This is a genomic window from Enterobacter cloacae (genome assembly GCF_013375935.1).
GTDB classification, from domain to species: domain Bacteria; phylum Pseudomonadota; class Gammaproteobacteria; order Enterobacterales; family Enterobacteriaceae; genus Enterobacter; species Enterobacter pasteurii.
In genome coordinates this window covers 87,417-112,398 of record NZ_CP056117.1, presented here as the reverse complement: position 1 = coordinate 112,398, position 24,982 = coordinate 87,417, and the positions used below count along the sequence as shown (strand labels likewise).

Below are 24,982 nucleotides of genomic sequence, written 5' to 3'. Positions count from 1 at the left end.
GGCATTTTTTATGTGTAATTTTCTATGACCTTACCCGCTATCGCTCTCGCCGTTTCACCGTACCGCCAGCTTCTGGTGGGATTTAGCGGTGGCTTGGACTCCACCGTTTTGCTGCACCGCCTTAAGTGCTGGCGCGATCGGGAGCCGGACGTCCAGCTTCGGGCGATGCATATTCATCACGGCCTAAGCGCCCATGCGGACGACTGGGTAGCGCACTGTGAAGCGGTGTGCTCAGCGTGGGCGATCCCGCTAGTCGTTGAGCGCGTCACGCTTGAGGATGAAGGGTTGGGCACGGAGGCGCAGGCGCGTAAAGCCCGCTACGCCGCGTTTTCCGCCGCATTACAGCCTGGAGAAGCGTTGGTTACCGCGCAGCATCTGGACGATCAGTGTGAAACCTTCTTGCTGGCGCTCAAGCGCGGCAGCGGGCCTGCGGGGTTATCCGCCATGCCGGAACGCGCGGATTTTGCCGGTACGGCGCTGATTCGTCCGCTGCTGGGCGAAACGCGCGCTTCACTGGAAGCCTGGGCGCATCAACACCATCTGCGCTGGATTGAGGACGAAAGCAATCAGGACGACAGCTACGACCGAAACTTCCTGCGCCTGCGCGTGCTGCCGCTTCTGAACGAGCGCTGGACGCATTTTTCCGAAGCGGCGGCCCGAAGCGCGATGCTTTGTGCTGAACAGGAAAGCTTGCTGGACGAGCTGCTGCGCGAGGAGCTGGAGACGCTAATAACCGCAGACGGTGCGCTGGAGCTGGCGCCGCTGGAGGCGATGAGCCCCGCACGTCGGGCTGCCCTGATTCGTCGCTGGCTGGCGTTTCACCGTGCGGCCATGCCGTCCCGGGCGATGCTCAACCGTATCTGGGACGAGGTTGCACAGGCCCGGGAAGATGCCGCGCCGCGTATCTATCTGAATGGTTTTGAGGTCAGGCGCTATAAAGGCCAGCTCTGGTGGGTAAAATCGTTGCCGTCGCTTGCTGACAGGATCCTAGACTGGCCTTCTCCTGAGCAAGCATTAACGTTACCTGTAAATGCAGGCGTGGTTGCGTTAAGCCGTTCGGGTAACGTGCGTTTGCCCGAGCCGGGCGAGAACGTCACCGTACGCTTCAGGGCCAGCGGCATGCTGCACATCGTCGGGCGTAACGGTGGGCGTAAACTGAAGAAGATCTGGCAGGAACAGAACGTTCCGCCCTGGCTGCGTGATACAACGCCGCTTCTGTTTTACGGTGATACGCTCATTGCGGCGGCAGGGGTATTTGTCACTAAAGAGGGGTGGGCTGAAGACGGTGTAAATTTTGAATGGAAAGCGTAACGGGCAGCCTGGCTGCCCGTTGGTTATCAAGATTCGCTCACCACGACGGTGCCGATTTGCGGGTGGCTAAAACTGGCAATTTTGTCGAGGCGCAGCTCACGCGTCGCACCTGCATCTTCAACAACCAGGTATTCCACGTTCTTACGGGAAACCAGATCGCTGGCCTTTGCCTTAAGCACTTCGCCATCTTTTAGCTCCAGCGTCAGTATTAAATGATGCTGGCAGGCGAGTTCGAGGTTGTCATAGTCATCACAATTGATGGGTTGATAGGTATCATTCATCGACATAATCGCTCACCAGTAAATTCGCCGCAGCGTACGCTGCTTTTTCCCTGACCGATTCAGAAAGGCCCTCATCAGAGGCCACTTCATTTAGCACGTTCAATACACAGCCCAACGCATCCGGGATATACCCCAGATCTCCGCTGGCAATTTCCGCATACCGTCTGCGAATCAACTCACAATAATTATTCACATCCCCTCCTGCCAGCGTACTGACTTACTGTGAGATATCATTAAGCCTACGAAGTTAAACTCGGTTTAGCAAGGTGACTATACCATACTCATTTAAGCAATATCAGCGCCTTGATAAGGGGGGACACAAGCTCGTAACAGCCTTTTGCTGCGGTTTTCGCTACAATGTACGCCTGATTCGAAAGGAGTTCTCTCATGGCGCTGAAAGCGACAATTTATAAAGCTGTGGTCAATGTGGCGGATCTTGACCGTAACCAGTTTCTCGATGCGTCATTGACGCTGGCGCGCCACCCCTCTGAAACCCAGGAGCGTATGATGCTGCGCCTGCTGGCGTGGATAAAGTATGCCGATGAGCGCCTGCAATTTACCCGGGGCTTAAGTGCGGAAGATGAGCCGGAAGCCTGGCGGCGCAACGACCATCTGGGTATCGATCTGTGGATTGAGCTTGGCCTCCCGGATGAACGCCGGATCAAAAAGGCTTGCACCCAGTCCGCTGAGGTGGCGCTGTTCGCCTACAACCAGCGCGCCGCGGAGATCTGGTGGCAACAGAATAAAAACAAATGTGCGCAGTTCAAAAACCTTACCGTCTGGTATCTGGATGATGAACAGCTGGCGCAGCTGAGCGAGTTCGCCGGCCGAACGATGGCGCTACAGGCTACTATTCAGGACGGCGCTATCTGGCTCTCTGATTCTCAGAATAATCTGGAAATTCATCTCACGGCCTGGCAGCCCGCGCCATGATTGTTTTGTCCCGAAACGTCAGCATTCCCGATAGCGAGCTGGAGATCACCGCCATCCGTGCTCAGGGGGCAGGGGGACAGCACGTCAACAAGGCTTCAACGGCTATCCATTTGCGCTTTGACATTCGGGCCTCCAGCCTGCCAGAGTATTATAAAGAGAGCCTGCTTGCCGCCAGCCATCACCTGATCACCAGCGATGGCGTAATTGTGATCAAGGCGCAGGAATATCGCAGCCAGGAAATGAACCGCGAAGCGGCACTTTCCAGACTGGCGGCGGTCATAAAAGAATTAACAGCAGTGCAAAAAAGCCGTCGGGCAACGCGTCCTACGCGGGCATCGAAAGAACGCAGGTTGTCCTCAAAGGCGCAAAAATCCACCGTAAAATCACTGCGTGGCAAAGTTCGTCATCCGTAGCGTGACGAAAGGGACACCCTTTTCATAAGGAATGTATCGTGAAAAAAGCATTATTATCAGCGCTGGCCGTAACGAGTCTGTTCGCGCTTTTTGGCTGTAACAACCGTTCGGAAACGCAGGCCTTACAGCCAACGCAAAACGAAGAATTAAAGCCGATGCAGCAGAGCTGGCGCGGCGTATTACCCTGTGCAGATTGTGAAGGTATCGAAACCTCTCTGTTCCTGCAAAAGGATGGTACCTGGGTAATGAACCAGCGTTATCAGGGAGCGAAGGAACCCTCGTCATATGCAACTTACGGAACCTGGGCGCGTACGGCTGAGAAGCTGGTATTGACCGATACCGCTGGGGACAAAACCTATTTCCGCGCCAAAGGCGAGGGGATGGAGATGCTCGATCGCGAAGGTAATCCGATTGAATCCCAGTTCAACTACACGCTGGCTCCGGTAAAAGCGGCACTGCCTGCAACGCCAATGGCGATGCGGGGGATGTATTTCTACATGGCGGATGCGGCTATCTTCACGGACTGCGCGACCGGGAAGAAAGTCAGCGTGGCGAACAATGCCCAGCTGGAGCGTGACTATGCCGTTGCGCGCGGCAATGACAGCAAGCCAGTGTTGCTGACGGTTGAAGGGCACTTTACGCTGGAGCCAAACCCGGACAGCGGCGAGCTGGTAAAAACGCTGGTGGCCGATAAGGACGCGACGTTTACTGCCGGCAAAAACTGCGACAGCAAATAATATTTACCCATAAAAAAACCCCGCGCAGGCGGGGTTTTTTGTTTCTTAACCTTTGATGGCTTTCACCAGGTAATCAAGAATGTCGCCCGTCTTGATCATCTGCTTTTCGCCGTTACGACGGTATTTGTATTCAATCTCGTCGCTGTCGAGGTTACGGTCGCCGATGACGATGGTGTGCGGAATACCAATCAGCTCCATATCAGCAAACATCACGCCCGGACGCTCTTTACGGTCATCCATCAGCACGTCGATACCTTTCGCGCTCAGCTCAGCGTAGAGTTTCTCGGCCAGCTCCTGCACGCGGTAAGACTTGTGCATGTTCATCGGTAGAATTGCCACCTGGAATGGTGCAATGTTATCCGGCCAGACGATACCGCGCTCGTCATAGTTCTGCTCGATAGCGGCAGCAACAACACGCGTTACCCCAATACCGTAGCAGCCCATGGTCAGAACCTGGTTACGGCCATCTTCACCCTGAACGGCAGCGTTCATTGCGCGAGAGTATTTATCGCCCAGCTGGAAGATGTGGCCTACTTCGATACCGCGTTTGATCATCAGGGTACCCTTGCCGTCCGGGCTTGGATCGCCTGCGACCACGTTACGGATGTCAGCCACTTCTGGCGTCGCCACGTCGCGATCCCAGTTGATGCCGAAGTAGTGTTTCCCGTCGATGTTTGCGCCAGCGGCGAAGTCGCTCATCGTCGCAACGGTGCGGTCAACGATCACCGGAACAGGCATATTCACCGGACCCAGCGAGCCTGGGCCTGCGTTCACCACGGCGCGAATTTCTGCTTCTGTCGCGAAAGCGAGCGGGCTGGCAACCTGCGGCAGCTTTTCCGCTTTCACTTCGTTCAGCTCGTGATCGCCACGGACCAGTAGGGCAACCAGCGGGTAAGCGCTGCCTTCAGCTGATTTCACCAGCAGGGTTTTGACCGTTTTCTCAACCGGCAGGTTGAACTGCTCAACCAGCTCGGCAATAGTTTTCGCGTCTGGCGTATCAACCAGCGTCATCTCTTCGGTTGCCGCAGCACGTGGCGCTTTTGGTGCCAGCGCTTCTGCGAACTCGATGTTCGCGGCGTAATCAGAGGAGTCAGAGAAGATCACATCGTCCTCACCGCTCTGCGCCAGAACCTGGAATTCATGGGAGGCGCTACCGCCGATAGAGCCGGTATCAGCCTGTACAGCACGGAAATCCAGGCCCATGCGGGAGAAGATTTTGCTGTAAGCCTCGTACATTTTGTCGTAGGTCTCCTGCAGAGATTCCTGAGACGTATGGAAAGAGTAGGCATCTTTCATCAGGAATTCGCGAGAACGCATGACGCCGAAGCGTGGGCGCACTTCGTCACGGAACTTGGTCTGGATCTGGAAGAAGTTCAGCGGCAGCTGTTTGTAAGAGCTCAGCTCGTTACGGATCAGGTCGGTGATCACTTCTTCATGCGTAGGGCCGAGAACAAAGGGACGATCGCCACGATCGGCAATACGCAGCAGCTCAGGACCGTACTGCTCCCAGCGACCGCTCTCCTGCCACAGTTCAGAGGGCTGAACAACCGGCATTAACACCTCGATAGCACCGACGTTGTTCATCTCTTCACGCACGATGTTTTCGACTTTTTTCAGGACGCGCACGCCGGTCGGCAGCCAGGTATATAACCCGGAGGCCAGCTTGCGGATCATCCCGGCGCGAAGCATCAGCTGGTGGCTGATCACTTCGGCGTCGGCAGGTGTCTCCTTCAGAGTGGAGAGCAGATATTGGCTAGTACGCATGTTGTTACGGTTCCATTTCGACGATTGGAACAGGCTGAAACGCCAGCCTGACACAAAAAAAGTGGTTTAGTTTACCAGTGTGGCAAAGATGCCAAAAGAGAGGAGAAGAAAATTACCTGGGTTCCAGGGCAAACACTTCAAAACCCGCCGCAGTCACGCGCCAGCGCACGTTAAAGTCCAGCAGCCAGACCGCATACGTTTTTCCGGTCTCCTCTTCTTTGCGATAGGCGGGACGGGGGTCCTGCGCCAGCACTTCGGTAATGAAGTCACGAAGACGAGGATAGCGTTTTTCCAGCTGGCCGATTTGCGTCGTTATTTCTGGCGTGAAGTGAACCGGCATATCTGCCTGCGGCGCTTCCTGCGCGTAGCTTGCCCTGGCCTCCGGCAGCGCTTCGGCAAAGGGCAGGTAAGGCTTGATATCAATGACCGGCGTGCCATCAACCAGGTCAAGGCTACCTAACTCCAGAATCACCCGATCTTTCTGACAGCGTATGCCTTTCAGTTCGACCAGCGACATTCCAATCGGGTTAGGGCGGAAGGTGGAGCGGGTGGCAAATACACCCATTCTGGCATTACCGCCCAGACGCGGAGGACGCACCGTGGGACGCCAGCCGCCTTCCATAGTCTGGTGAAACACAAAGACCACCCATAAATGACTGAACGCCTCAAGCCCGCGCACCGCATCGGCCTGATTATAGGGCGCGACAAGATGAAGCTCGCCGCCGCCGTTGATGACCAGACCAGGCTGGCGCGGCACGGCGAACTTCTCTTTATAAGGGGAGCGGATAACGCCTATCTGCCCGAACTGAAACGAACTCATTTCGCCGTAATATTAAGCGCAGAACCGATACATACCGCCTGACGGTAGCAGCCTGGCGTACCGCTGGTCACTTCGCAGCTGTGCAGCAGCACCGCGTTGGCTTTCATTTTTGACGCGTTAATCTGCATACGCTTGCGGGCTGTTGGGATATTCGGTGGAGAGTCCTGGTTCGTTGCCTGGCAGGATTCGCCACTCACTTCACCCAGCTCACGGAATGGCTTACCGACCAGCTCGTCGGCTTTCGTAATAATACGTACCGGCGCAGCGCGAGGCGCTTTCGGTTTTGCTGGCTCCGCTTTTGGCGGGGTTGCAGTGCTTTGAACGGGTTCAACAGGAGATCTGCTTAGCATAGAACAGCCGCTCAGCATCAGTGCTAAAAGACAGATCGGTAAAGCACGCATAATAATTCCTCAGTGGATAATCAAAACGTCAGATATTGAAGCAGTTGACCGCACAAATAACAAGACGGGCAAATGCCCGTCTTGATGATATTACACTGAGGTGAGATTACCAGCCTTTAACCGCGCCGCCGTTAAACACCTTGTTGGCTTCCTGGTAAACTTCTTCAGACTGATACGCCTGCAGGAATTTCTTCACGTTTTCCGCGTCTTTGTTGTCTTCGCGAGTCACGATCAGGTTGACGTACGGGGAGTCTTTGTCTTCAATGAAGATACCATCCTTCGCCGGCGTCAGGCCGATCTGGCTGGCGTAGGTGGTGTTGATAACGGCCAGCGCGATCTGTGCATCGTCCAGTGAACGTGGCAGCTGCGGGGCTTCCAGTTCAACAATTTTCAGATTTTTCGGGTTTTCGGTCACGTCCAGAACGGTCGGCAGCAGGCCAACCCCTTCTTTCAGCTTGATCAGGCCCACTTTCTGCAGCAGCAGCAGCGAGCGGCCAAGGTTGGTTGGGTCGTTAGGGACGGCAACCTGTGAACCCGGCTGAAGTTCATCCAGAGATTTAATTTTCTTGGAGTAACCGGCAATTGGATAAACGAAGGTATTCCCGACAGCAACCAGCTTGTAGCCGCGATCCTTGATCTGCTGATCCAGATACGGTTTGTGCTGGAAGGCGTTGGCGTCAATATCGCCTTTGCTCAGCGCTTCGTTCGGCAGAACGTAATCGTTGAAGGTGACCAGCTCAACGTCCAGGCCATATTTCTCTTTTGCGATTTTCTGCGCGGCTTCTGCGACCTGCTGTTCAGCACCGACGATAACGCCTACCTTGATGTGGTTGGGATCTTTCTCGTCCTGACCGCAACCCACCAGTGCCAGAGAGCCAATCAGTGCGCCTACTGCTGCAAAGGTCTTAAATTTAAACGCCATGTTTTTTCCTTAACTCGTCGAGTTTGTGTTGTTTGTAACGTTATTTATGCGTAACAGCCCGGACGATACGATCGCCAGAGAATTGAATTAAGTAAACCAGCACAACCAGCAATACCAGAACGGTATTCATAACGGTAGCGTTATAGCCAATATAGCCGTACTGGTAGCCAATCTGGCCTAAACCACCTGCACCTACGGCACCGCCCATCGCGGAATAACCGACAAGCGTGATAAGCGTAATGGTCGCCGCGTTCACCAGCCCTGGCAGCGCTTCAGGCAGCAGTACTTTGCGCACGATCTGCATCGGCGTCGCACCCATGGCTCGGGAGGCTTCAATCAGACCCGTTGGAATTTCCAGCAGGGCGTTTTCCACCATACGGGCGATAAACGGCGCAGCGCCTACGGTCAATGGAACAATTGCTGCCTGAAGACCTATCGACGTACCGACGATCACGCGGGTAAACGGAATCATCCACACCAGCAGAATAATGAACGGGATTGAACGGAAGATGTTCACCAGCGCAGAAAGCGTGCGATACAGCTTCGCGTTTTCAATAATCTGACCCGGGCGCGTGACGTACAGCAGCACGCCGACCGGTAGCCCAATGACAAAGCCAAAAAAGCCCGATACGAAGGTCATTGCCAGCGTTTCCCAAACGCCGCGAACCAGTAGCCACATCATCGGCTCAGACATAACCCAGTACCTCTACTTTTACGTGATGTTCCTGCAGCCAGGCAATTGCCGCCTGGGTTTCTTCCTGTGTGCCGTGCATTTCCGTCAGCATAATGCCGAACTTCACGCCACCGGCGTAATCCATCTGCGCGCTAATAATGTTGTTATTAACGTTAAAGCGGCGCGCGGTTTCGGAAAGCAGCGGTGCGTCAACGGACTGACCCGTAAACTCCATGCGCAGCATTGGAACGCTGTCTGCAACGGCTTCTGTTTTCAGTCGTTCCAGATAATCTTCCGGAATATCCAGATGAAGCGTGGACTGGATGAACTGCTGAGCCAGCGGCGTCTTCGGATGGGAGAACACTTCGCTTACCGTATCCTGCTCAATCAGCTCACCGTTGCTGATGACTGCCACGCAGTCACAAATACGTTTCACCACGTCCATTTCGTGCGTAATAAGGAGGATAGTCAGGCCCAGACGACGGTTAATGTCTTTCAGCAGCTCCAGAATAGAACGCGTGGTAGCCGGATCTAATGCGCTGGTGGCTTCATCGCACAGCAGCACTTTTGGATTGCTTGCCAGCGCGCGAGCTATTGCTACACGCTGCTTTTGCCCGCCGGAGAGATTGGCCGGATAGCTGTCATGCTTATCGCCCAGACCAACCAGGTCCAGCAGTTCGGTGACGCGACGCGTAATTTCTTCCTTCGGCGTGTTGTCCAGCTCCAGCGGTAAAGCAACGTTGCCGAAAACGGTACGTGAGGCCAGCAGGTTAAAGTGCTGGAAAATCATGCCGATCTGACGACGCGCTTTGGTGAGTTCTTTTTCTGTGAGAGCGGTAAGCTCCTGGCCGCCAACTTCAACGCTGCCCTGGGTTGGGCGCTCAAGCAGGTTAACACAACGGATCAGCGTACTTTTACCTGCACCCGATGCGCCAATGACGCCATAAATCTGACCAGCAGGAACATGCAGGCTGACGTTGTTCAGCGCCTGAATGGTTCGGTTCCCCTGCTGGAACACTTTGGTGATATTGGAAAGTTTAATCATTAGATTATTTTTATCGTATGTAAGTTAGCCGTGGCATTTTCTTCTGCCAGATACGGGGAATGACCGTAAACAAAATGGATGTTAAGGCATCCAGACGTCTAAATCAATCCACCTCTGTACGATGAGCACTTTATTGCGCCGTGATTCATGAGATACTAGCTGAACAAGCCTTTTTCAGGAGCAAACCGGTGGCAAAATCTGTACCCGCAATTTTTCTCGATCGTGATGGCACTATTAATGTGGATCACGGCTACGTCCATGAGATTGATGAGTTTGAATTTATCGAGGGCGTAATAGATGCACTGCGCCAGCTGAAAGAGATGGGCTATGCGCTGGTGGTGGTAACCAATCAGTCCGGTATCGCCCGGGGGAAATTCACCGAAGCGCAGTTCGAGACGCTGACGGAATGGATGGACTGGTCTCTGGCCGATCGCGGCGTCGATCTTGATGGTATCTATTATTGTCCGCATCACCCGCAGGGCACCGTCGAAGCATATCGTCAGACCTGTGATTGCCGTAAACCGCATCCGGGCATGCTTATCTCCGCGCAGGAATTTCTGCACATTGATATGGCCGCGTCTTTTATGGTCGGCGATAAGCTGGAAGATATGCAGGCAGCAACGGCGGCGGGTGTGGGAACAAAAGTATTAGTGCGAACCGGTAAGCCAGTCACCCCGGAAGCGGAAAATGCAGCCGACTGGGTCATTACAAGCCTGGCAGAGCTGCCAAAAGAGATTAAAAAGCACCAAAAATAGACGTTTTGGTGAAAAGGTGAGCGGTTGAAATAAAAATGCATTTTTCCGCTTGTCATTCCTCGGCGGCTCCCTATAATGCGCCTCCATCGACACGGCGGATGTGAATCACTTCACAGACAGCCCGGTCGGTTGAAGAGAAAAAATCCTGAAATAACGGGTTGACTCTGAAAGAGGAAAGCGTAATATACGCCACCTCGCAACGGTGAGCGAAAGCCGCGTTGCACTGCTCTTTAACAATTTATCAGACAATCTGTGTGGGCACTCAAAGTGACATGGATTCTTAATGTCTTCGGACAATAAATGAATACCAAGTCTCTGAGTGAACATACGTAATTCATTACGAAGTTTAATTCACGAGCATCAAACTTAAATTGAAGAGTTTGATCATGGCTCAGATTGAACGCTGGCGGCAGGCCTAACACATGCAAGTCGAACGGTAACAGGAAGCAGCTTGCTGCTTCGCTGACGAGTGGCGGACGGGTGAGTAATGTCTGGGAAACTGCCTGATGGAGGGGGATAACTACTGGAAACGGTAGCTAATACCGCATAACGTCGCAAGACCAAAGAGGGGGACCTTCGGGCCTCTTGCCATCGGATGTGCCCAGATGGGATTAGCTAGTAGGTGGGGTAACGGCTCACCTAGGCGACGATCCCTAGCTGGTCTGAGAGGATGACCAGCCACACTGGAACTGAGACACGGTCCAGACTCCTACGGGAGGCAGCAGTGGGGAATATTGCACAATGGGCGCAAGCCTGATGCAGCCATGCCGCGTGTGTGAAGAAGGCCTTCGGGTTGTAAAGCACTTTCAGCGGGGAGGAAGGCGGTAAGGTTAATAACCTTACCGATTGACGTTACCCGCAGAAGAAGCACCGGCTAACTCCGTGCCAGCAGCCGCGGTAATACGGAGGGTGCAAGCGTTAATCGGAATTACTGGGCGTAAAGCGCACGCAGGCGGTCTGTCAAGTCGGATGTGAAATCCCCGGGCTCAACCTGGGAACTGCATTCGAAACTGGCAGGCTAGAGTCTTGTAGAGGGGGGTAGAATTCCAGGTGTAGCGGTGAAATGCGTAGAGATCTGGAGGAATACCGGTGGCGAAGGCGGCCCCCTGGACAAAGACTGACGCTCAGGTGCGAAAGCGTGGGGAGCAAACAGGATTAGATACCCTGGTAGTCCACGCCGTAAACGATGTCGACTTGGAGGTTGTGCCCTTGAGGCGTGGCTTCCGGAGCTAACGCGTTAAGTCGACCGCCTGGGGAGTACGGCCGCAAGGTTAAAACTCAAATGAATTGACGGGGGCCCGCACAAGCGGTGGAGCATGTGGTTTAATTCGATGCAACGCGAAGAACCTTACCTACTCTTGACATCCAGAGAACTTTCCAGAGATGGATTGGTGCCTTCGGGAACTCTGAGACAGGTGCTGCATGGCTGTCGTCAGCTCGTGTTGTGAAATGTTGGGTTAAGTCCCGCAACGAGCGCAACCCTTATCCTTTGTTGCCAGCGGTCCGGCCGGGAACTCAAAGGAGACTGCCAGTGATAAACTGGAGGAAGGTGGGGATGACGTCAAGTCATCATGGCCCTTACGAGTAGGGCTACACACGTGCTACAATGGCGCATACAAAGAGAAGCGACCTCGCGAGAGCAAGCGGACCTCATAAAGTGCGTCGTAGTCCGGATTGGAGTCTGCAACTCGACTCCATGAAGTCGGAATCGCTAGTAATCGTAGATCAGAATGCTACGGTGAATACGTTCCCGGGCCTTGTACACACCGCCCGTCACACCATGGGAGTGGGTTGCAAAAGAAGTAGGTAGCTTAACCTTCGGGAGGGCGCTTACCACTTTGTGATTCATGACTGGGGTGAAGTCGTAACAAGGTAACCGTAGGGGAACCTGCGGTTGGATCACCTCCTTACCTTAAAGAACCTGCCTTTGTAGTGTCCACACAGATTGTCTGATGAAAAACAGCAGTAAAAATCTCTGCAGGCTTGTAGCTCAGGTGGTTAGAGCGCACCCCTGATAAGGGTGAGGTCGGTGGTTCAAGTCCACTCAGGCCTACCAAATTTTTGCTGACGCTGCGTTGCGGCGACACTCACATACTCGGGTATGCTTCGTGTCACCACGCCCTGCCTCAACAAAAATACCGGTAGAGAGATCACTACGATGGGGCTATAGCTCAGCTGGGAGAGCGCCTGCCTTGCACGCAGGAGGTCTGCGGTTCGATCCCGCATAGCTCCACCATCATTTACTGCAAAACAAGAAAACTTCAGAGTGAACCTGAAAAGGTGCACTGCGAAGTTTTGCTCTTTAAAAATCTGGATCAAGCTGAAAATTGAAACGACACACAGCTCATGTGTGTTCGAGTCTCTCAAATTTTCGCAAGTCGACGATGAATCGAAAGAAACATCTTCGGGTTGTGAGGTTAAGCGACTAAGCGTACACGGTGGATGCCCTGGCAGTCAGAGGCGATGAAGGACGTGCTAATCTGCGAAAAGCGACGGCGAGGTGATATGAACCCTTGACCCGTCGATGTCCGAATGGGGAAACCCAGTGCAATCCGTTGCACTATCGTTAGCTGAATACATAGGCTAACGAGGCGAACCGGGGGAACTGAAACATCTAAGTACCCCGAGGAAAAGAAATCAACCGAGATTCCCCCAGTAGCGGCGAGCGAACGGGGAGCAGCCCGGAGTCTGAATCAGCTTGTGTGTTAGTGGAACGGTCTGGAAAGTCCGACGGTACAGGGTGATAGTCCCGTACACGAAAGCACACTTGCTGTGAACTCGAAGAGTAGGGCGGGACACGTGGTATCCTGTCTGAATATGGGGGGACCATCCTCCAAGGCTAAATACTCCTGACTGACCGATAGTGAACCAGTACCGTGAGGGAAAGGCGAAAAGAACCCCGGCGAGGGGAGTGAAAAAGAACCTGAAACCGTGTACGTACAAGCAGTGGGAGCCTCTTTATGGGGTGACTGCGTACCTTTTGTATAATGGGTCAGCGACTTATATTCTGTAGCAAGGTTAACCGTATAGGGGAGCCGAAGGGAAACCGAGTCTTAACTGGGCGTTAAGTTGCAGGGTATAGACCCGAAACCCGGTGATCTAGCCATGGGCAGGTTGAAGGTTGGGTAACACTAACTGGAGGACCGAACCGACTAATGTTGAAAAATTAGCGGATGACCTGTGGCTGGGGGTGAAAGGCCAATCAAACCGGGAGATAGCTGGTTCTCCCCGAAAGCTATTTAGGTAGCGCCTCGTGAACTCATCTTCGGGGGTAGAGCACTGTTTCGGCTAGGGGGCCATCCCGGCTTACCAACCCGATGCAAACTACGAATACCGAAGAATGTTATCACGGGAGACACACGGCGGGTGCTAACGTCCGTCGTGAAGAGGGAAACAACCCAGACCGCCAGCTAAGGTCCCAAAGTCATGGTTAAGTGGGAAACGATGTGGGAAGGCACAGACAGCCAGGATGTTGGCTTAGAAGCAGCCATCATTTAAAGAAAGCGTAATAGCTCACTGGTCGAGTCGGCCTGCGCGGAAGATGTAACGGGGCTAAACCATGCACCGAAGCTGCGGCAGCGACACTATGTGTTGTTGGGTAGGGGAGCGTTCTGTAAGCCGTTGAAGGTGTGCTGTGAGGCATGCTGGAGGTATCAGAAGTGCGAATGCTGACATAAGTAACGATAAAGCGGGTGAAAAGCCCGCTCGCCGGAAGACCAAGGGTTCCTGTCCAACGTTAATCGGGGCAGGGTGAGTCGACCCCTAAGGCGAGGCCGAAAGGCGTAGTCGATGGGAAACAGGTTAATATTCCTGTACTTGGTGTTACTGCGAAGGGGGGACGGAGAAGGCTATGTTAGCCGGGCGACGGTTGTCCCGGTTTAAGCATGTAGGCGGAGGTTCCAGGTAAATCCGGTACCTTTTTAACGCTGAGGTGTGATGACGAGGCACTACGGTGCTGAAGTAACAAATGCCCTGCTTCCAGGAAAAGCCTCTAAGCATCAGGTAACACGAAATCGTACCCCAAACCGACACAGGTGGTCAGGTAGAGAATACCAAGGCGCTTGAGAGAACTCGGGTGAAGGAACTAGGCAAAATGGTGCCGTAACTTCGGGAGAAGGCACGCTGATATGTAGGTGAAGCCCCTGCGGGTGGAGCTGAAATCAGTCGAAGATACCAGCTGGCTGCAACTGTTTATTAAAAACACAGCACTGTGCAAACACGAAAGTGGACGTATACGGTGTGACGCCTGCCCGGTGCCGGAAGGTTAATTGATGGGGTTAGCGGCAACGCGAAGCTCTTGATCGAAGCCCCGGTAAACGGCGGCCGTAACTATAACGGTCCTAAGGTAGCGAAATTCCTTGTCGGGTAAGTTCCGACCTGCACGAATGGCGTAATGATGGCCAGGCTGTCTCCACCCGAGACTCAGTGAAATTGAACTCGCTGTGAAGATGCAGTGTACCCGCGGCAAGACGGAAAGACCCCGTGAACCTTTACTATAGCTTGACACTGAACACTGGTCCTTGATGTGTAGGATAGGTGGGAGGCTTTGAAGCGTGGACGCCAGTCTGCGTGGAGCCAACCTTGAAATACCACCCTTTAATGGCTGGTGTTCTAACGTAGACCCGTAATCCGGGTTGCGGACAGTGTCTGGTGGGTAGTTTGACTGGGGCGGTCTCCTCCCAAAGAGTAACGGAGGAGCACGAAGGTTGGCTAATCCTGGTCGGACATCAGGAGGTTAGTGCAATGGCATAAGCCAGCTTGACTGCGAGCGTGACGGCGCGAGCAGGTGCGAAAGCAGGTCATAGTGATCCGGTGGTTCTGAATGGAAGGGCCATCGCTCAACGGATAAAAGGTACTCCGGGGATAACAGGCTGATACCGCCCAAGAGTTCATATCGACGGCGGTGTTTGGCACCTCGATGTCGGCTCATCACATCCTGGGGCTGAAGTAGGTCCCAAGGGTATGGCTGTTCGCCATTTAAAGTGGTACGCGAGCTGGGTTTAGAACGTCGTGAGACAGTTCGGTCCCTATCTGCCGTGGGCGCTGGAGAATTGAGGGGGGCTGCTCCTAGTACGAGAGGACCGGAGTGGACGCATCACTGGTGTTCGGGTTGTCATGCCAATGGCACTGCCCGGTAGCTAAATGCGGAAGAGATAAGTGCTGAAAGCATCTAAGCACGAAACTTGCCCCGAGATGAGTTCTCCCTGAGACTTTAAGTCTCCTGAAGGAACGTTGAAGACGACGACGTTGATAGGTCGGGTGTGTAAGCGCAGCGATGCGTTGAGCTAACCGATACTAATGAACCGTGAGGCTTAACCTTACAACGCCGAAGATGTTTTGGCGAAGAGACAGACACTCAAATTTCAGCTCTGATACAGATTAACAGAATTTGCCTGGCGGCTTTAGCGCGGTGGTCCCACCTGACCCCATGCCGAACTCAGAAGTGAAACGCCGTAGCGCCGATGGTAGTGTGGGGTCTCCCCATGTGAGAGTAGGGAACTGCCAGGCATCAAATTAAGTAGTGAGCCGGTGCATTAATCCGGTGGTTACAGAAGTATTCGGTGGAGCGGTAGTTCAGTCGGTTAGAATACCTGCCTGTCACGCAGGGGGTCGCGGGTTCGAGTCCCGTCCGTTCCGCCACTTATTAAAAGCCCTGAGCTAACGCTCAGGGCTTTTTTCTTATCTGACGTTTAATTATTGCGAAATTAGCAAAAATCCTCTGCGTTTTACGATCTTTTTCCACATAACAACGTCAACGATAATTCTCCTCAGTTTACGAACATAACGATTGAGGAATCATATGACTATCCCTGCACTGGGTCTGGGCACTTTCCGTCTGAAAGACGACGTTGTTATCGGCTCTGTTAAAACCGCTCTTGAACTGGGCTATCGCGCTGTTGATACGGCACAAATTTATGACAACGAAGCTGCTGTCGGTCAGGCTATTGAAGAGAGCGACGTTCCGCGCAGCGAGCTTTTCATCACAACGAAAATCTGGATTGAGAATCTCAGCAAAGACAAGCTGATCCCAAGCCTGAAAGAAAGCCTGAAAAAGCTGCGTACTGATTATGTCGATCTGACGCTGATCCACTGGCCATCACCTAACGATGAAGTCGCAGTGGAAGAGTTCATGCAGGCGCTGCTGGAAGCAAAGAAGCAGGGCTTAACGCGTGAAATAGGTATTTCTAACTTCACTATCCCATTGATGGAAAAAGCGATTGCTGCAGTGGGGAAAGAGAATATTGCCACCAACCAGATTGAACTCTCACCATACCTGCAAAACCGCAACGTAGTGGAGTGGGCAAAACAGCACGGTATTCACATCACCTCTTATATGACGCTGGCTTATGGTAAAGCGCTGAAGGATGAAGTGATTGCACGCATCGCTGAGAAACACAGTGCGACCGCAGCGCAGGTTATCCTGGCATGGGCGATGGGCGAAGGCTATGCCGTGATCCCGTCGTCAACCAAACGTGAAAACCTGGCAAGCAACCTGCTGGCGCTGGATCTCCAGCTTGATGATGAAGATAAAAAAGCGATCGCCGCGCTGGAATGCAACGATCGTCTGGTAAGCCCGGAAGGTTTAGCGCCAGACTGGGATTAATAAAAAACCTCCCTCTGTACCCTCAACCCTTACACAGCTCCTTCGGGAGCTGTTTTTATATGTTCACTAAGAAAGTCGATAAAGGCGCGTATGCGCGTGCTTACCGCTCTGTCGCTGTAATACACGGCACTGAAAGGCATCTCTACGGGCAAGCGTTTGTCAGCCATCAGCTCAACAAGCCGACCATCGGCAATTTCCTTATCAATCATATAGTCTGATAAACACGCGATTCCGTTTCCTTCAAGGCACAGCTGCTTTAGCGTTTCACCGCTATTGGACGAAATCCCGCAGGTAATTTCATGAAGCTGTCCATCATGGCAGGCCACGGGCCAGGTGTTCAGCGAGACGGGTTCCGTAAAGCCCAGACACAGATGCTGCCTTAACTCCTCAACCGTCTCCGGTTTACCATGCTCTGCAATATATTGCGGTGACGCGATAATTTTGCGGTAGCTGGTGAACAGAGGGCGAGCGCGTAAGCTTGAATCCGTCAGGGTTCCGGCGCGGATCGCCACATCCACTTTACGCTCAATAAGATTGATAAACGTTTCCGAGGAGACCAGAGACAGGGTCATCTCCGGGTAGCGCTCACGGAAGGGCTTAATCAGCGGCATCAAAAAATGAAGCACGACCGGCGTAGCCGCATCGATGCGCAGCAATCCGCGCGGGGTGCTGCGCGATTCCATTATTTCCGTTTCTGCCGCCGCCATCTCCTGCAAAACGGACTGCACGCGTCGAAAATAACGTTCACCTTCTTCCGTCAGGCTGAGCTGCCGCGTTGTTCTGTTAAGCAGACTCACTCCGAGCTTCATCTCCAGCTTTTTCACCGAGCGGCTAATGGCTGAGTTTGCCTGCCCGAGCTGTTCGGCCGCACGGCTGAAGCTGCCGCTTTCAACAACGGCAACGAAGATAGTCAGTTCTTCCGATGTGGCTTTCATTATTGCATCACCTGCAAAATTCTATTGAGATTCTAACCATTTTTGTTATTTAAACACTGGCGCATACTGCCTGTCATCTTAATCCTGAAGAGACGGAGTATTTTATGCCACTGGCGCTACTTGCCCTGACGATCAGTGCCTTTGCAATTGGCACGACCGAATTTGTTATTGTAGGACTGGTTCCTACCATTGCCGATCAGCTTGCCATTTCATTGCCCTCTGCCGGGCTGCTGGTTTCAATCTATGCGTTAGGCGTTGCTGTCGGCGCGCCTGTACTGACCGCGCTGACGGGGCGTTTTCCGCGTAAGCAGCTGCTGGTTGCCCTGATGGTGCTTTTCACCGCCGGAAATATTCTGGCGTGGCAGGCGCCGGACTACACCATTCTGGTCATTGCTCGCCTGCTGACGGGCCTCGCGCACGGTGTTTTCTTCTCCATCGGTTCCACTATTGCAACCAGCCTGGTACCAAAAGAAAAGGCGGCGTCCGCTATTGCCATTATGTTTGGTGGATTAACCGTCGCGCTGGTCACCGGTGTGCCGTTAGGCACGTTTATCGGACAACATTTTGGCTGGCGTGAAACCTTCCTTGCCGTATCGCTGCTGGGCGTTATCGCTCTGGTGGCCAGCCTGCTGCTGATACCGTCGAATATTCCGGGCCGCGCCAGCGCGAGCCTTAGCGAGCAGATTAAGGTACTTACCCATCCGCGTCTGCTGCTTATCTACGCCGTTACGGCTCTGGGGTATGGCGGCGTGTTCACTGCTTTTACCTTCCTTGCACCGATGATGCAGGAACTGGCCGGTTTCTCGCCGGGCGCCGTGAGCTGGATTTTATTGGGCTACGGGATCTCCGTTGCAATCGGCAATATATGGGGCGGTAAGCTTGCGGATAAACATGGTGCGGTACCGGCGCTGAAGTTTATTTTCGCGGCTCTGGTTGTCCTGCTGATGGTTTTCCAGTTCACCGCATCGATGCAATACGCCTCGCTGGTAACGGTTCTGGTGATGGGAATATTTGCTTTCGGTAACGTGCCTGGGCTTCAGGTGTATGTTGTACAGAAAGCCGAACGTTATACGCCAGGTGCGGTGGATGTCGCATCCGGCCTGAATATCGCCGCATTCAATATCGGTATCGCGCTCGGATCGGTAATTGGTGGGCAGACCGTCCAGCACTTCGGGTTAACCCAAACGCCGTGGATTGGCGCAGTGATTGTGCTTGTGGCATTTCTGCTGATTGGTTTGAGCGGACGGCTTGATAAGCCCGCCCGGGTTGCACTTGGATAAGCCGCAGTAAGTGCTTGCTTACAAAACTGGAAAGCGGTTTCTCAGTAATTGCGTTGAAAGTGTGAACTAAAATCCCTATAACATTAGAACCAGTCCGTTTTCCGGGCTGGTTCAAGTTATAGAGGTCGTTTCCAAAAGTGCGAAAAAATACCTATGCCATGCGTTATGTTGCCGGAATGCCAGCGGAGAGGATCTTGCCTCCGGGGTCTTTTGCGAGCCTTGGCCAGGCATTGCCGGCGGGGACACCCTTAAGCAGTGACGATAAAATTCGCGTGCTGGTGTGGAATATTTTCAAACAACAGCGCGCGGAGTGGTTATCCGTACTCAAGAATTTTGGCAAAGATGCGCATCTTGTTTTGTTGCAGGAGGCGCAAACCACGCCTGAACTGGTAAGGTTTGCAACAACTAACTATCTTGCAGCCGATCAGGTGCCTGCTTTTGTCCTGCCACAGCATCCCTCTGGCGTGATGACCCTTTCAGCCGCGAATCCGGTCTACTGCTGCCCGTTGCGTGAGCGTGAGCCCATCCTTCGCCTGGCAAAATCGGCGCTGGTCACGGTCTATCCGTTGCCGGATACCCGTCTGCTGATGGTGGTTAACATCCATGCGGTGAACTTCAGCCTGGGTGTTGATGTGTATAGTAAGCAGTTACTTCCTATTGGCGATCAGATAGCTCACCACAGTGGGCCGATCATTATGGCCGGTGACTTCAATGCCTGGAGCAGGCCGCGTATGAACGCGCTGTACCGCTTTGCGCGTGAAATGTCGCTGCGTGAAGTGCGTTTTAGCGATGACCAGCGCAAGAAAGCGTTTGGCCGTCCTCTTGATTTCGTCTTCTATCGTGGTTTGAGCGTACACGATGCGTCCGTTCTGGTGACGCGTGCCTCCGATCATAATCCGCTACTAGTAGAATTCAGTCCCGGCAAACCTGATAAATAATGGTGCGTCAGGTCTGCCGTGGGGCAGGCCTGCGCGGGTGCTGCCCTTAATTTTTTTAACCCAAAAGGACAGCACAATGACAACAACACACTCCCATCATGACAACGTCGAAAAACAGTTCGGCTCTCAGGCAAAGGCGTATCTGAGCAGCGCTGTGCATGCTTCTGGCCGCGATCTGCTGCGCCTCGGCGAACGTCTTGCCGCCTTCCCTGACGCGCGCGTGCTGGACTTAGGCTGCGGAGCGGGGCACGCCAGTTTTACCGCCGCACAGCACGTTGCGCGGGTAACGGCCTATGACTTATCGAGCCAGATGCTGGACGTTGTTGCTGAGGCGGCGAAAGCGAAAGGGCTGAATAACGTTACGACGCGGCAGGGCTATGCTGAATCTTTGCCCTTCAGGGATGCATCGTTCGAGGTTGCGATCAGCCGTTACTCTGCACACCACTGGCATGATGTCGGCCAGGCGTTGCGGGAAGTGAAGCGGGTGCTCAAGCCGGGCGGGATTTTCATTATCATGGACGTGATGTCGCCGGGTCATCCGGTACGGAACATCTGGCTCCAGACGGTTGAAGCGCTGCGCGATACGTCGCACGTGCAAAATTACTCCAGCGGCGAGTGGCTGACGTTCATTACCGAAGCCGGTTTACTTTCACGATCGTTGATTACAGACCGTTTGCCGCTGGAGTATGGCTCGTGGATCGCGCGCATGCGGACACCGGAAGCGCTGAGTCAGGCGATCCGTTTGTATCAGGAGAGCGCTTCTGCTGACGTGAAGGCATATTTTGAGCTGAAGGATGATGGTTCGTTCACCAGCGACACCATTATGGCCGAGGCGCAAAAGGCGGGATAAACAAAAAAGGCACCGAGGGGAATCGGTGCCTTTTATCTGATTATCGTACTGTCAGGAATCTGGCGTGGCGCTGTTTTTCACAAACAGCGTCAGCTGGTCGCCAGGCTGCAGGTTGTCAGTACCGTTGTTCCAGCGCATCACATCTTTGATGTTTACGCCGTGACGTTTAGCGATACTGGACAGCGAGTCGCCTTTACGCACGCGATAGGTAATGCTATCGCTGTTTTTAGCGAGACGCTGTGCGCTGGTACCTGCACCTACGGTCAGCGTTTGACCCACTTTCAGACCGGACCCGCGCAAATTATTCCACTGCTGCAGATCTTTCGTATTCACGCCAAGACGTGAAGCAATCCCTGAAAGCGTATCGCCTGACCGAACCTTATAGCTGCGGCTGCTTACCGGCGACGTGTCAGCGATCAGCGTGGACTGAACGGCTGCAATTTCACCCGAAGCTAAAGACTCACGTAACTGCTCTGCATGTTTCTGCGGAACCATCACATAGCGTGGGCCACTTGCGCCCAGCGTAGAGCCTTTAACGCCTGCATTAAAGGTTTTAAGCTTACTTACCGACACACCCGTCATATCGGCAACCTGTTGAATATCAACCGGGCTGCTGAGGCGGACACGCGCCAGTGCACGACTTTCGTCTGGTGTTGGCAGTTGTACACCGTAACGTTTGCTGTTCTTGAGAATGTCGCTCAATGCCAGCATTTTCGGTACGTAAATCTTTGTTTCCCGTGGCAGTGAGAGCGACCAGAAGTCTGTGGATTTACCACGCGCTTTATTCGCTTTCATTGCCTTCAGTACGCGACCTTCACCACTATTATACGCTGCGACAGTTAATAACCAGTCGCCATCAAACATCTTGTTCAGACGTTGCATCATGTCGAGAGCGGCTGTCGTTGAAGCGACAACATCACGACGCGCATCGTAGTTGCGGGTCTGCTTTAAACCATAATTGCGCCCTGTGCTCGGAATGATCTGCCAAATGCCAGCTGCATTGGCGCCAGACGTCGCGTGCGGGTCAAAAGCGCTCTCCACTATGGGTAGTAGTACCAGTTCCATAGGCATGTTACGTTTCTTAACTTGCCCGGCTATCCAGTACATATACGGCTCTGCCCGTAATGTTACATCGTGGAGATAGCTCTTATTTCTCAAATACTTCTGTTTCTGTTCGCGAATCCGGCTGTTTTCCGGAATTCCCATCTTTAGCTCGTCGCCAATGGAGGCCCACAAGTCTTGTTCCTGCGCGAAAGTTGTCCCATCGTCCAACCATCGCGCCTGACTCGTAAACTTCCCTGCTTCCCCTTGACCAGCTGCAGAAAGGCTCTGTGCGTGCTGTTGTACGTTGCTGCCGTTTTGTGACTGGCAACCTACAAGCAGGACAGAGGCGAGTAATATCGCTTTTGCCTTCATGTGTGTGTCAATAGTTGCTTAAAAGACGAGCGATGATAACGGCGAAATTTTGAAAAGGCAACCCGCAATTATCTGAAGTTATCTTTCTTTGACCTTAACCATGCAAAACGCGCTTCTGGTTGTAACAAATTTGTTTCTTGGTTAATTTTATTAATTAAATCAACATCATCAGTTCTTAAAAATAAATTTATTTGCCGCTCATTTTTCAGAATTACGGGTAGTGTGCTTTGGTTTTTTGCACGTAACTCCTTCACTTTCAGGTAATAATCCTGAATCATGCGATCCTCAGGTAAGATGCTCACGGCAAACTTCATATTTCCTAATGTATACTCATGTGCGCAACAAATGACGGTATCAGCAGGCAGTGCATTAATTTTTTGTAAAGATTGATACATTTGTTCTGGAGTGCCTTCAAAAAGCCTTCCGCAGCCGCCGGAAAACAGCGTGTCACCGCAAAACAGATAAGGTTTACTGTAGAAACAGAGATGTCCAGAAGTGTGACCTGGTGTGGCAAATACGGAAAACTCCCACCCGAGAATGAGGACACTTTCGCCTTCTTCGACTACTTGCGTTGTACCCTTATCCTGTGTCTCTGCCGGCCCGTATACGGCAAGATTGGGAAAGCGTGCAAGCAGATCGGGAACACCGCCCACGTGATCGTAATGGTGATGGGTGAGAAGAATCGCTTCCGGTTGCCAGCCGTTTTCTTTTATAGAGTGCAGGATCGGAGCGGATTCGCCTGGATCAACAATGATGCATCTGCGATCGTCGTCGACTAAAACCCAGATGTAATTGTCCTGAAAGGCGGAAATACTGATAAGATTCATGCATTACCTCTTATTGCGTGGCGGGTGTTTTGATGAAACCGGCAAGGATACCTCAGACTGTCGCACCACCGGAACGTTGGGCAGAGTTGCCCTGGGGTGAATACTATCGCGAGGCGCTAGAACAACAGCTTAAACCCTGGCTCGCGAAAATGTATGGTTTTCACCTGCTTAAGATTGGCAATCTCAGCGCGGAAATCAATACCGAAAGCTGCGCTATCTCGCATCAGGTTAACGTGTCGCTGAGTGGCTCCCCGGTTCAGGTTAAAGCGAATCCACTGCATTTACCGTTTGCTGAAAAATCCATTGATGCCTGTCTGCTCGCCCACACTCTGCCCTGGTGCAGCGATCCTCATCGACTGCTGAGGGAGGCTGACCGCGTTTTGATTGACGACGGCTGGCTGATCCTGACCGGTTTTAATCCGCTGAGTCTGATGGGGCTACGCAAACTGACGCCCGTGCTGCGCCGCAGGCCGCCGTATAACAGCCGGATGTTTACCATGATGCGCCAGCTGGACTGGCTTTCACTGCTGAACTTTGAGGTGCTGAGCTACGGTGGTTTTCAGGTCATACCCTGGACGCGAAAAGGCGGCGTTTTACTCAGCACCCATTTACCCGCGCTGGGCTGCATGCAATTTATTGTGGCACGTAAGAGGACGATCCCCCTTACGCTTAACCCAATGAAGCAAAGCAAATCGAAAACCCGGATCCGCCAGGCCGTGGGAGCCACGCGGCAGTACAAAAAACCGTGATCAGGATTCAGGTTGATAACCTGCGTCCTCATGGGTCGGGTTTGATGCCGCCGCGCGAGCCAGCTCGTCACAGCGTTCGTTCTCGGGGTGCCCGGCGTGCCCCTTTACCCACTCCCATTTGATCTCGTGCTGGCCCAGGGCGGCATCAAGGCGCTTCCAGAGATCGACATTCTTAACCGGCTTTTTATCCGCCGTTTTCCAGCCGCGTTTTTTCCAGTTGTGGATCCACTGGGTAATGCCCTGGCGGACATACTGGCTGTCGGTACTCAGCACCACGTCGCAATGTTCTTTTAAGGCTTCCAGCGCCACGATGGCCGCCATCAGCTCCATGCGGTTGTTGGTAGTGAGAAAATAGCCTTCACTAAAAGTTTTTTCATGCTGACGGTAGCGCATAATGGCGCCATAGCCGCCCGGCCCTGGGTTACCGAGACAAGATCCATCGGTGAAAATTTCTACCTGTTTACGCATCTCTGGTAGACTTCCTGTATTTGAAACGTTCAGTAAAACGATAAGTCTGACATAAATGACCGCTATGAGCACTGCAATTACTCGCCAGATCGTTCTCGATACCGAAACCACCGGTATGAACCAGATTGGTGCACACTATGAAGGGCACAAGATCATTGAGATTGGTGCCGTTGAAGTGGTGAACCGCCGTCTGACGGGCAATAACTTCCACGTTTACCTGAAACCCGATCGGCTGGTGGACCCCGAAGCGTTCGGCGTGCACGGTATTGCCGATGAGTTTTTGCTCGATAAGCCAACCTTTGCCGACGTCGCGGATGAATTTCTCGACTACATCAGAGGCGCGGAGCTTGTCATTCATAACGCGTCGTTCGATATCGGCTTTATGGACTATGAGTTCAGCAAGCTGAACCGTGATATTCCTAAGACCAATACGTTCTGTAAAGTCACCGATAGCCTGGCGCTGGCAAGGAAGATGTTCCCCGGCAAGCGTAACAGCCTTGATGCCCTGTGTTCGCGCTATGAGATAGACAACACCAAGCGAACACTGCACGGCGCATTGCTCGATGCCCAGATCCTGGCCGATGTTTACCTGACCATGACCGGCGGTCAGACGTCGATGAAATTCAGCATGGAAAACGAATCTCAGCAGGCGCGTGACGAAGGAGGCATTCAGCGCATTGTGCGTCAGGCGAACCGCTTACGGGTCGTTTTAGCCAGTGATGAAGAGTTGATGAATCACGAGTCTCGTCTTGATTTGGTGCAGAAGAAGGGCGGGAGCTGTCTGTGGCGCGCCTGAAAAGGTGCCGAAACGTTTGTTAATTCATCGTTTGGGTGATTTTTGCAGCAAACGATTCAAAAGT

At 53.1% G+C, this 24,982-nt stretch carries 23 protein-coding genes, 3 tRNA genes and 3 rRNA genes; 17 read left to right on the top strand and 12 right to left on the bottom strand.

Annotated features, from left to right (window positions below):
• Positions 1-24: 24 nt before the first annotated feature.
• Complete coding sequence (gene tilS / locus HWQ14_RS00540) at positions 25-1,311, top strand: tRNA lysidine(34) synthetase TilS (protein WP_176608665.1); 1,287 nt, start codon at positions 25-27, stop codon at positions 1,309-1,311.
• 26 nt (positions 1,312-1,337) lie between these two features.
• On the opposite strand, the gene rof is transcribed toward tilS, so the two are convergent.
• Both rof and HWQ14_RS00530 read right to left on the bottom strand, forming a co-directional pair.
• A complete protein-coding gene (rof, locus tag HWQ14_RS00535; RefSeq protein WP_148420153.1) occupies positions 1,338-1,598 on the bottom strand; it encodes a Rho-binding antiterminator in 261 nt (86 codons plus the stop codon).
• Positions 1,585-1,785, bottom strand: a complete 201-nt coding sequence (locus HWQ14_RS00530; RefSeq protein WP_148420154.1) for a YaeP family protein — start codon at positions 1,783-1,785, stop codon at positions 1,585-1,587. Before HWQ14_RS00530 ends, rof begins: the two co-directional genes overlap by 14 nt.
• Positions 1,786-1,979: 194 nt before the next feature.
• Here HWQ14_RS00530 and HWQ14_RS00525 point away from each other — a divergent pair, with 194 nt between their 5' ends.
• Genes HWQ14_RS00525 through nlpE form a run of 3 tightly spaced genes read left to right on the top strand, consistent with a single transcriptional unit; the run spans position 1,980 to position 3,675 of the window.
• Positions 1,980-2,525: a YaeQ family protein gene (locus tag HWQ14_RS00525; protein ID WP_148420155.1), complete on the top strand. Its 546-nt coding sequence runs from the start codon at positions 1,980-1,982 to the stop codon at positions 2,523-2,525.
• Positions 2,522-2,938 (top strand): alternative ribosome rescue aminoacyl-tRNA hydrolase ArfB, encoded by a 417-nt coding sequence (arfB, locus tag HWQ14_RS00520; RefSeq protein WP_148420156.1) that lies wholly within the window; start codon positions 2,522-2,524, stop codon positions 2,936-2,938. The genes HWQ14_RS00525 and arfB overlap by 4 nt, the downstream gene beginning before the upstream one ends.
• 38 nt (positions 2,939-2,976) lie before the next feature.
• Entirely contained in the window at positions 2,977-3,675 is a 699-nt protein-coding gene (gene nlpE / locus HWQ14_RS00515; protein ID WP_176608664.1) for an envelope stress response activation lipoprotein NlpE, read from the top strand.
• A gap of 45 nt (positions 3,676-3,720) precedes the next feature.
• Here nlpE and proS read toward each other — a convergent pair whose 3' ends face one another.
• The 6 genes from proS to metN all read right to left on the bottom strand — a co-directional run bounded on the left by proS (position 3,721) and on the right by metN (position 9,300).
• A complete protein-coding gene (gene proS / locus HWQ14_RS00510) occupies positions 3,721-5,439 on the bottom strand; it encodes a proline--tRNA ligase (RefSeq protein WP_176608663.1) in 1,719 nt (572 codons plus the stop codon).
• A gap of 112 nt (positions 5,440-5,551) precedes the next feature.
• Positions 5,552-6,259, bottom strand: coding sequence for a tRNA (N6-threonylcarbamoyladenosine(37)-N6)-methyltransferase TrmO (tsaA, locus tag HWQ14_RS00505; protein WP_176608662.1), 708 nt, complete (start codon positions 6,257-6,259; stop codon positions 5,552-5,554).
• The gene (gene rcsF, locus HWQ14_RS00500) at positions 6,256-6,660 is read right to left on the bottom strand and encodes an Rcs stress response system protein RcsF (RefSeq protein WP_003856133.1); all 405 of its coding nucleotides are present in this window, start codon (positions 6,658-6,660) and stop codon (positions 6,256-6,258) included. Before rcsF ends, tsaA begins: the two co-directional genes overlap by 4 nt.
• A 106-nt stretch (positions 6,661-6,766) precedes the next feature.
• Entirely contained in the window at positions 6,767-7,582 is an 816-nt protein-coding gene (gene metQ / locus HWQ14_RS00495) for a methionine ABC transporter substrate-binding lipoprotein MetQ (protein WP_176608661.1), read from the bottom strand.
• Positions 7,583-7,622: 40 nt separating this feature from the next.
• Positions 7,623-8,276, bottom strand: a complete 654-nt coding sequence (locus HWQ14_RS00490; protein WP_003856130.1) for a methionine ABC transporter permease MetI — start codon at positions 8,274-8,276, stop codon at positions 7,623-7,625.
• Positions 8,269-9,300, bottom strand: a complete 1,032-nt coding sequence (metN, locus tag HWQ14_RS00485; RefSeq protein ID WP_176608660.1) for a methionine ABC transporter ATP-binding protein MetN — start codon at positions 9,298-9,300, stop codon at positions 8,269-8,271. Before metN ends, HWQ14_RS00490 begins: the two co-directional genes overlap by 8 nt.
• A gap of 188 nt (positions 9,301-9,488) precedes the next feature.
• Here metN and gmhB point away from each other — a divergent pair, with 188 nt between their 5' ends.
• The 8 genes from gmhB (at position 9,489) to dkgB (ending at position 16,659) form a co-directional block, all read left to right on the top strand.
• Positions 9,489-10,055, top strand: a complete 567-nt coding sequence (gmhB, locus tag HWQ14_RS00480) for a D-glycero-beta-D-manno-heptose 1,7-bisphosphate 7-phosphatase (protein WP_148420161.1) — start codon at positions 9,489-9,491, stop codon at positions 10,053-10,055.
• A gap of 368 nt (positions 10,056-10,423) precedes the next feature.
• A 16S ribosomal RNA gene (locus HWQ14_RS00475) occupies positions 10,424-11,965 on the top strand.
• A gap of 69 nt (positions 11,966-12,034) precedes the next feature.
• Positions 12,035-12,111 (top strand) — tRNA-Ile (locus tag HWQ14_RS00470).
• A gap of 104 nt (positions 12,112-12,215) precedes the next feature.
• Positions 12,216-12,291: transfer RNA gene (locus HWQ14_RS00465), tRNA-Ala, on the top strand.
• 179 nt (positions 12,292-12,470) lie between these two features.
• A 23S ribosomal RNA gene (locus HWQ14_RS00460) occupies positions 12,471-15,375 on the top strand.
• Between the two features lie 72 nt (positions 15,376-15,447).
• Positions 15,448-15,563 (top strand): 5S ribosomal RNA (rrf, locus tag HWQ14_RS00455).
• Together the 16S, 23S and 5S rRNA genes with 3 tRNA genes alongside form the textbook arrangement of a ribosomal RNA operon.
• Before the next feature lie 55 nt (positions 15,564-15,618).
• Positions 15,619-15,695 (top strand) — tRNA-Asp (locus HWQ14_RS00450).
• Positions 15,696-15,855: 160 nt separating this feature from the next.
• On the top strand, positions 15,856-16,659 hold the full coding sequence (dkgB, locus tag HWQ14_RS00445) for a 2,5-didehydrogluconate reductase DkgB (RefSeq protein ID WP_176608659.1): 804 nt from the start codon (positions 15,856-15,858) through the stop codon (positions 16,657-16,659).
• Positions 16,660-16,688: 29 nt separating this feature from the next.
• Here the strand turns inward: dkgB and yafC are convergent, their stop codons facing one another.
• The gene (gene yafC / locus HWQ14_RS00440; protein WP_148420172.1) at positions 16,689-17,594 is read right to left on the bottom strand and encodes a DNA-binding transcriptional regulator YafC; all 906 of its coding nucleotides are present in this window, start codon (positions 17,592-17,594) and stop codon (positions 16,689-16,691) included.
• Between the two features lie 104 nt (positions 17,595-17,698).
• Here yafC and HWQ14_RS00435 point away from each other — a divergent pair, with 104 nt between their 5' ends.
• The 3 genes from HWQ14_RS00435 to HWQ14_RS00425 all read left to right on the top strand — a co-directional run bounded on the left by HWQ14_RS00435 (position 17,699) and on the right by HWQ14_RS00425 (position 20,662).
• Entirely contained in the window at positions 17,699-18,874 is a 1,176-nt protein-coding gene (locus HWQ14_RS00435) for an MFS transporter (protein WP_176608658.1), read from the top strand.
• Between the two features lie 137 nt (positions 18,875-19,011).
• Positions 19,012-19,812, top strand: coding sequence for an endonuclease/exonuclease/phosphatase family protein (locus HWQ14_RS00430; RefSeq protein WP_176608657.1), 801 nt, complete (start codon positions 19,012-19,014; stop codon positions 19,810-19,812).
• Between the two features lie 76 nt (positions 19,813-19,888).
• Positions 19,889-20,662 (top strand): class I SAM-dependent methyltransferase, encoded by a 774-nt coding sequence (locus HWQ14_RS00425; RefSeq protein ID WP_176608656.1) that lies wholly within the window; start codon positions 19,889-19,891, stop codon positions 20,660-20,662.
• Between the two features lie 51 nt (positions 20,663-20,713).
• Here HWQ14_RS00425 and mltD read toward each other — a convergent pair whose 3' ends face one another.
• Entirely contained in the window at positions 20,714-22,078 is a 1,365-nt protein-coding gene (gene mltD, locus HWQ14_RS00420; protein WP_176608655.1) for a murein transglycosylase D, read from the bottom strand.
• A gap of 68 nt (positions 22,079-22,146) precedes the next feature.
• Entirely contained in the window at positions 22,147-22,905 is a 759-nt protein-coding gene (gloB, locus tag HWQ14_RS00415; RefSeq protein ID WP_176608654.1) for a hydroxyacylglutathione hydrolase, read from the bottom strand.
• Between the two features lie 32 nt (positions 22,906-22,937).
• Here gloB and HWQ14_RS00410 point away from each other — a divergent pair, with 32 nt between their 5' ends.
• Complete coding sequence (locus HWQ14_RS00410) at positions 22,938-23,654, top strand: class I SAM-dependent methyltransferase (protein WP_176608653.1); 717 nt, start codon at positions 22,938-22,940, stop codon at positions 23,652-23,654.
• On the opposite strand, the gene rnhA is transcribed toward HWQ14_RS00410, so the two are convergent.
• Positions 23,655-24,233 carry a ribonuclease HI gene (rnhA, locus tag HWQ14_RS00405; protein ID WP_176608652.1) on the bottom strand — a complete coding sequence of 193 codons (579 nt, stop codon included), beginning with the start codon at positions 24,231-24,233 and terminating at the stop codon, positions 23,655-23,657.
• Here rnhA and dnaQ point away from each other — a divergent pair.
• Positions 24,187-24,918: a DNA polymerase III subunit epsilon gene (gene dnaQ / locus HWQ14_RS00400; protein ID WP_209007151.1), complete on the top strand. Its 732-nt coding sequence runs from the start codon at positions 24,187-24,189 to the stop codon at positions 24,916-24,918. The genes rnhA and dnaQ overlap by 47 nt on opposite strands.
• Positions 24,919-24,982 lie beyond the last annotated feature (64 nt).

Bases quoted from the DNA above. Each gene is read 5' to 3' on its own strand.
- metQ (WP_176608661.1), bottom strand. From the start codon at position 7,582: ATGGCGTTTAAATTTAAGACCTTTGCAGCAGTAGGCGCACTGATTGGC.
- HWQ14_RS00425 (WP_176608656.1), top strand. From the start codon at position 19,889: ATGACAACAACACACTCCCATCATGACAACGTCGAAAAACAGTTCGGC.
- arfB (WP_148420156.1), top strand. From the start codon at position 2,522: ATGATTGTTTTGTCCCGAAACGTCAGCATTCCCGATAGCGAGCTGGAG.
- dkgB (WP_176608659.1), top strand. From the start codon at position 15,856: ATGACTATCCCTGCACTGGGTCTGGGCACTTTCCGTCTGAAAGACGAC.
- gloB (WP_176608654.1), bottom strand. From the start codon at position 22,905: ATGAATCTTATCAGTATTTCCGCCTTTCAGGACAATTACATCTGGGTT.
- proS (WP_176608663.1), bottom strand. From the start codon at position 5,439: ATGCGTACTAGCCAATATCTGCTCTCCACTCTGAAGGAGACACCTGCC.
- yafC (WP_148420172.1), bottom strand. From the start codon at position 17,594: ATGAAAGCCACATCGGAAGAACTGACTATCTTCGTTGCCGTTGTTGAA.
- tsaA (WP_176608662.1), bottom strand. From the start codon at position 6,259: ATGAGTTCGTTTCAGTTCGGGCAGATAGGCGTTATCCGCTCCCCTTAT.
- dnaQ (WP_209007151.1), top strand. From the start codon at position 24,187: ATGAGCACTGCAATTACTCGCCAGATCGTTCTCGATACCGAAACCACC.
- HWQ14_RS00435 (WP_176608658.1), top strand. From the start codon at position 17,699: ATGCCACTGGCGCTACTTGCCCTGACGATCAGTGCCTTTGCAATTGGC.
- HWQ14_RS00525 (WP_148420155.1), top strand. From the start codon at position 1,980: ATGGCGCTGAAAGCGACAATTTATAAAGCTGTGGTCAATGTGGCGGAT.
- metN (WP_176608660.1), bottom strand. From the start codon at position 9,300: ATGATTAAACTTTCCAATATCACCAAAGTGTTCCAGCAGGGGAACCGA.
- HWQ14_RS00410 (WP_176608653.1), top strand. From the start codon at position 22,938: ATGAAACCGGCAAGGATACCTCAGACTGTCGCACCACCGGAACGTTGG.
- rof (WP_148420153.1), bottom strand. From the start codon at position 1,598: ATGTCGATGAATGATACCTATCAACCCATCAATTGTGATGACTATGAC.
- mltD (WP_176608655.1), bottom strand. From the start codon at position 22,078: ATGAAGGCAAAAGCGATATTACTCGCCTCTGTCCTGCTTGTAGGTTGC.
- HWQ14_RS00490 (WP_003856130.1), bottom strand. From the start codon at position 8,276: ATGTCTGAGCCGATGATGTGGCTACTGGTTCGCGGCGTTTGGGAAACG.
- rcsF (WP_003856133.1), bottom strand. From the start codon at position 6,660: ATGCGTGCTTTACCGATCTGTCTTTTAGCACTGATGCTGAGCGGCTGT.
- tilS (WP_176608665.1), top strand. From the start codon at position 25: ATGACCTTACCCGCTATCGCTCTCGCCGTTTCACCGTACCGCCAGCTT.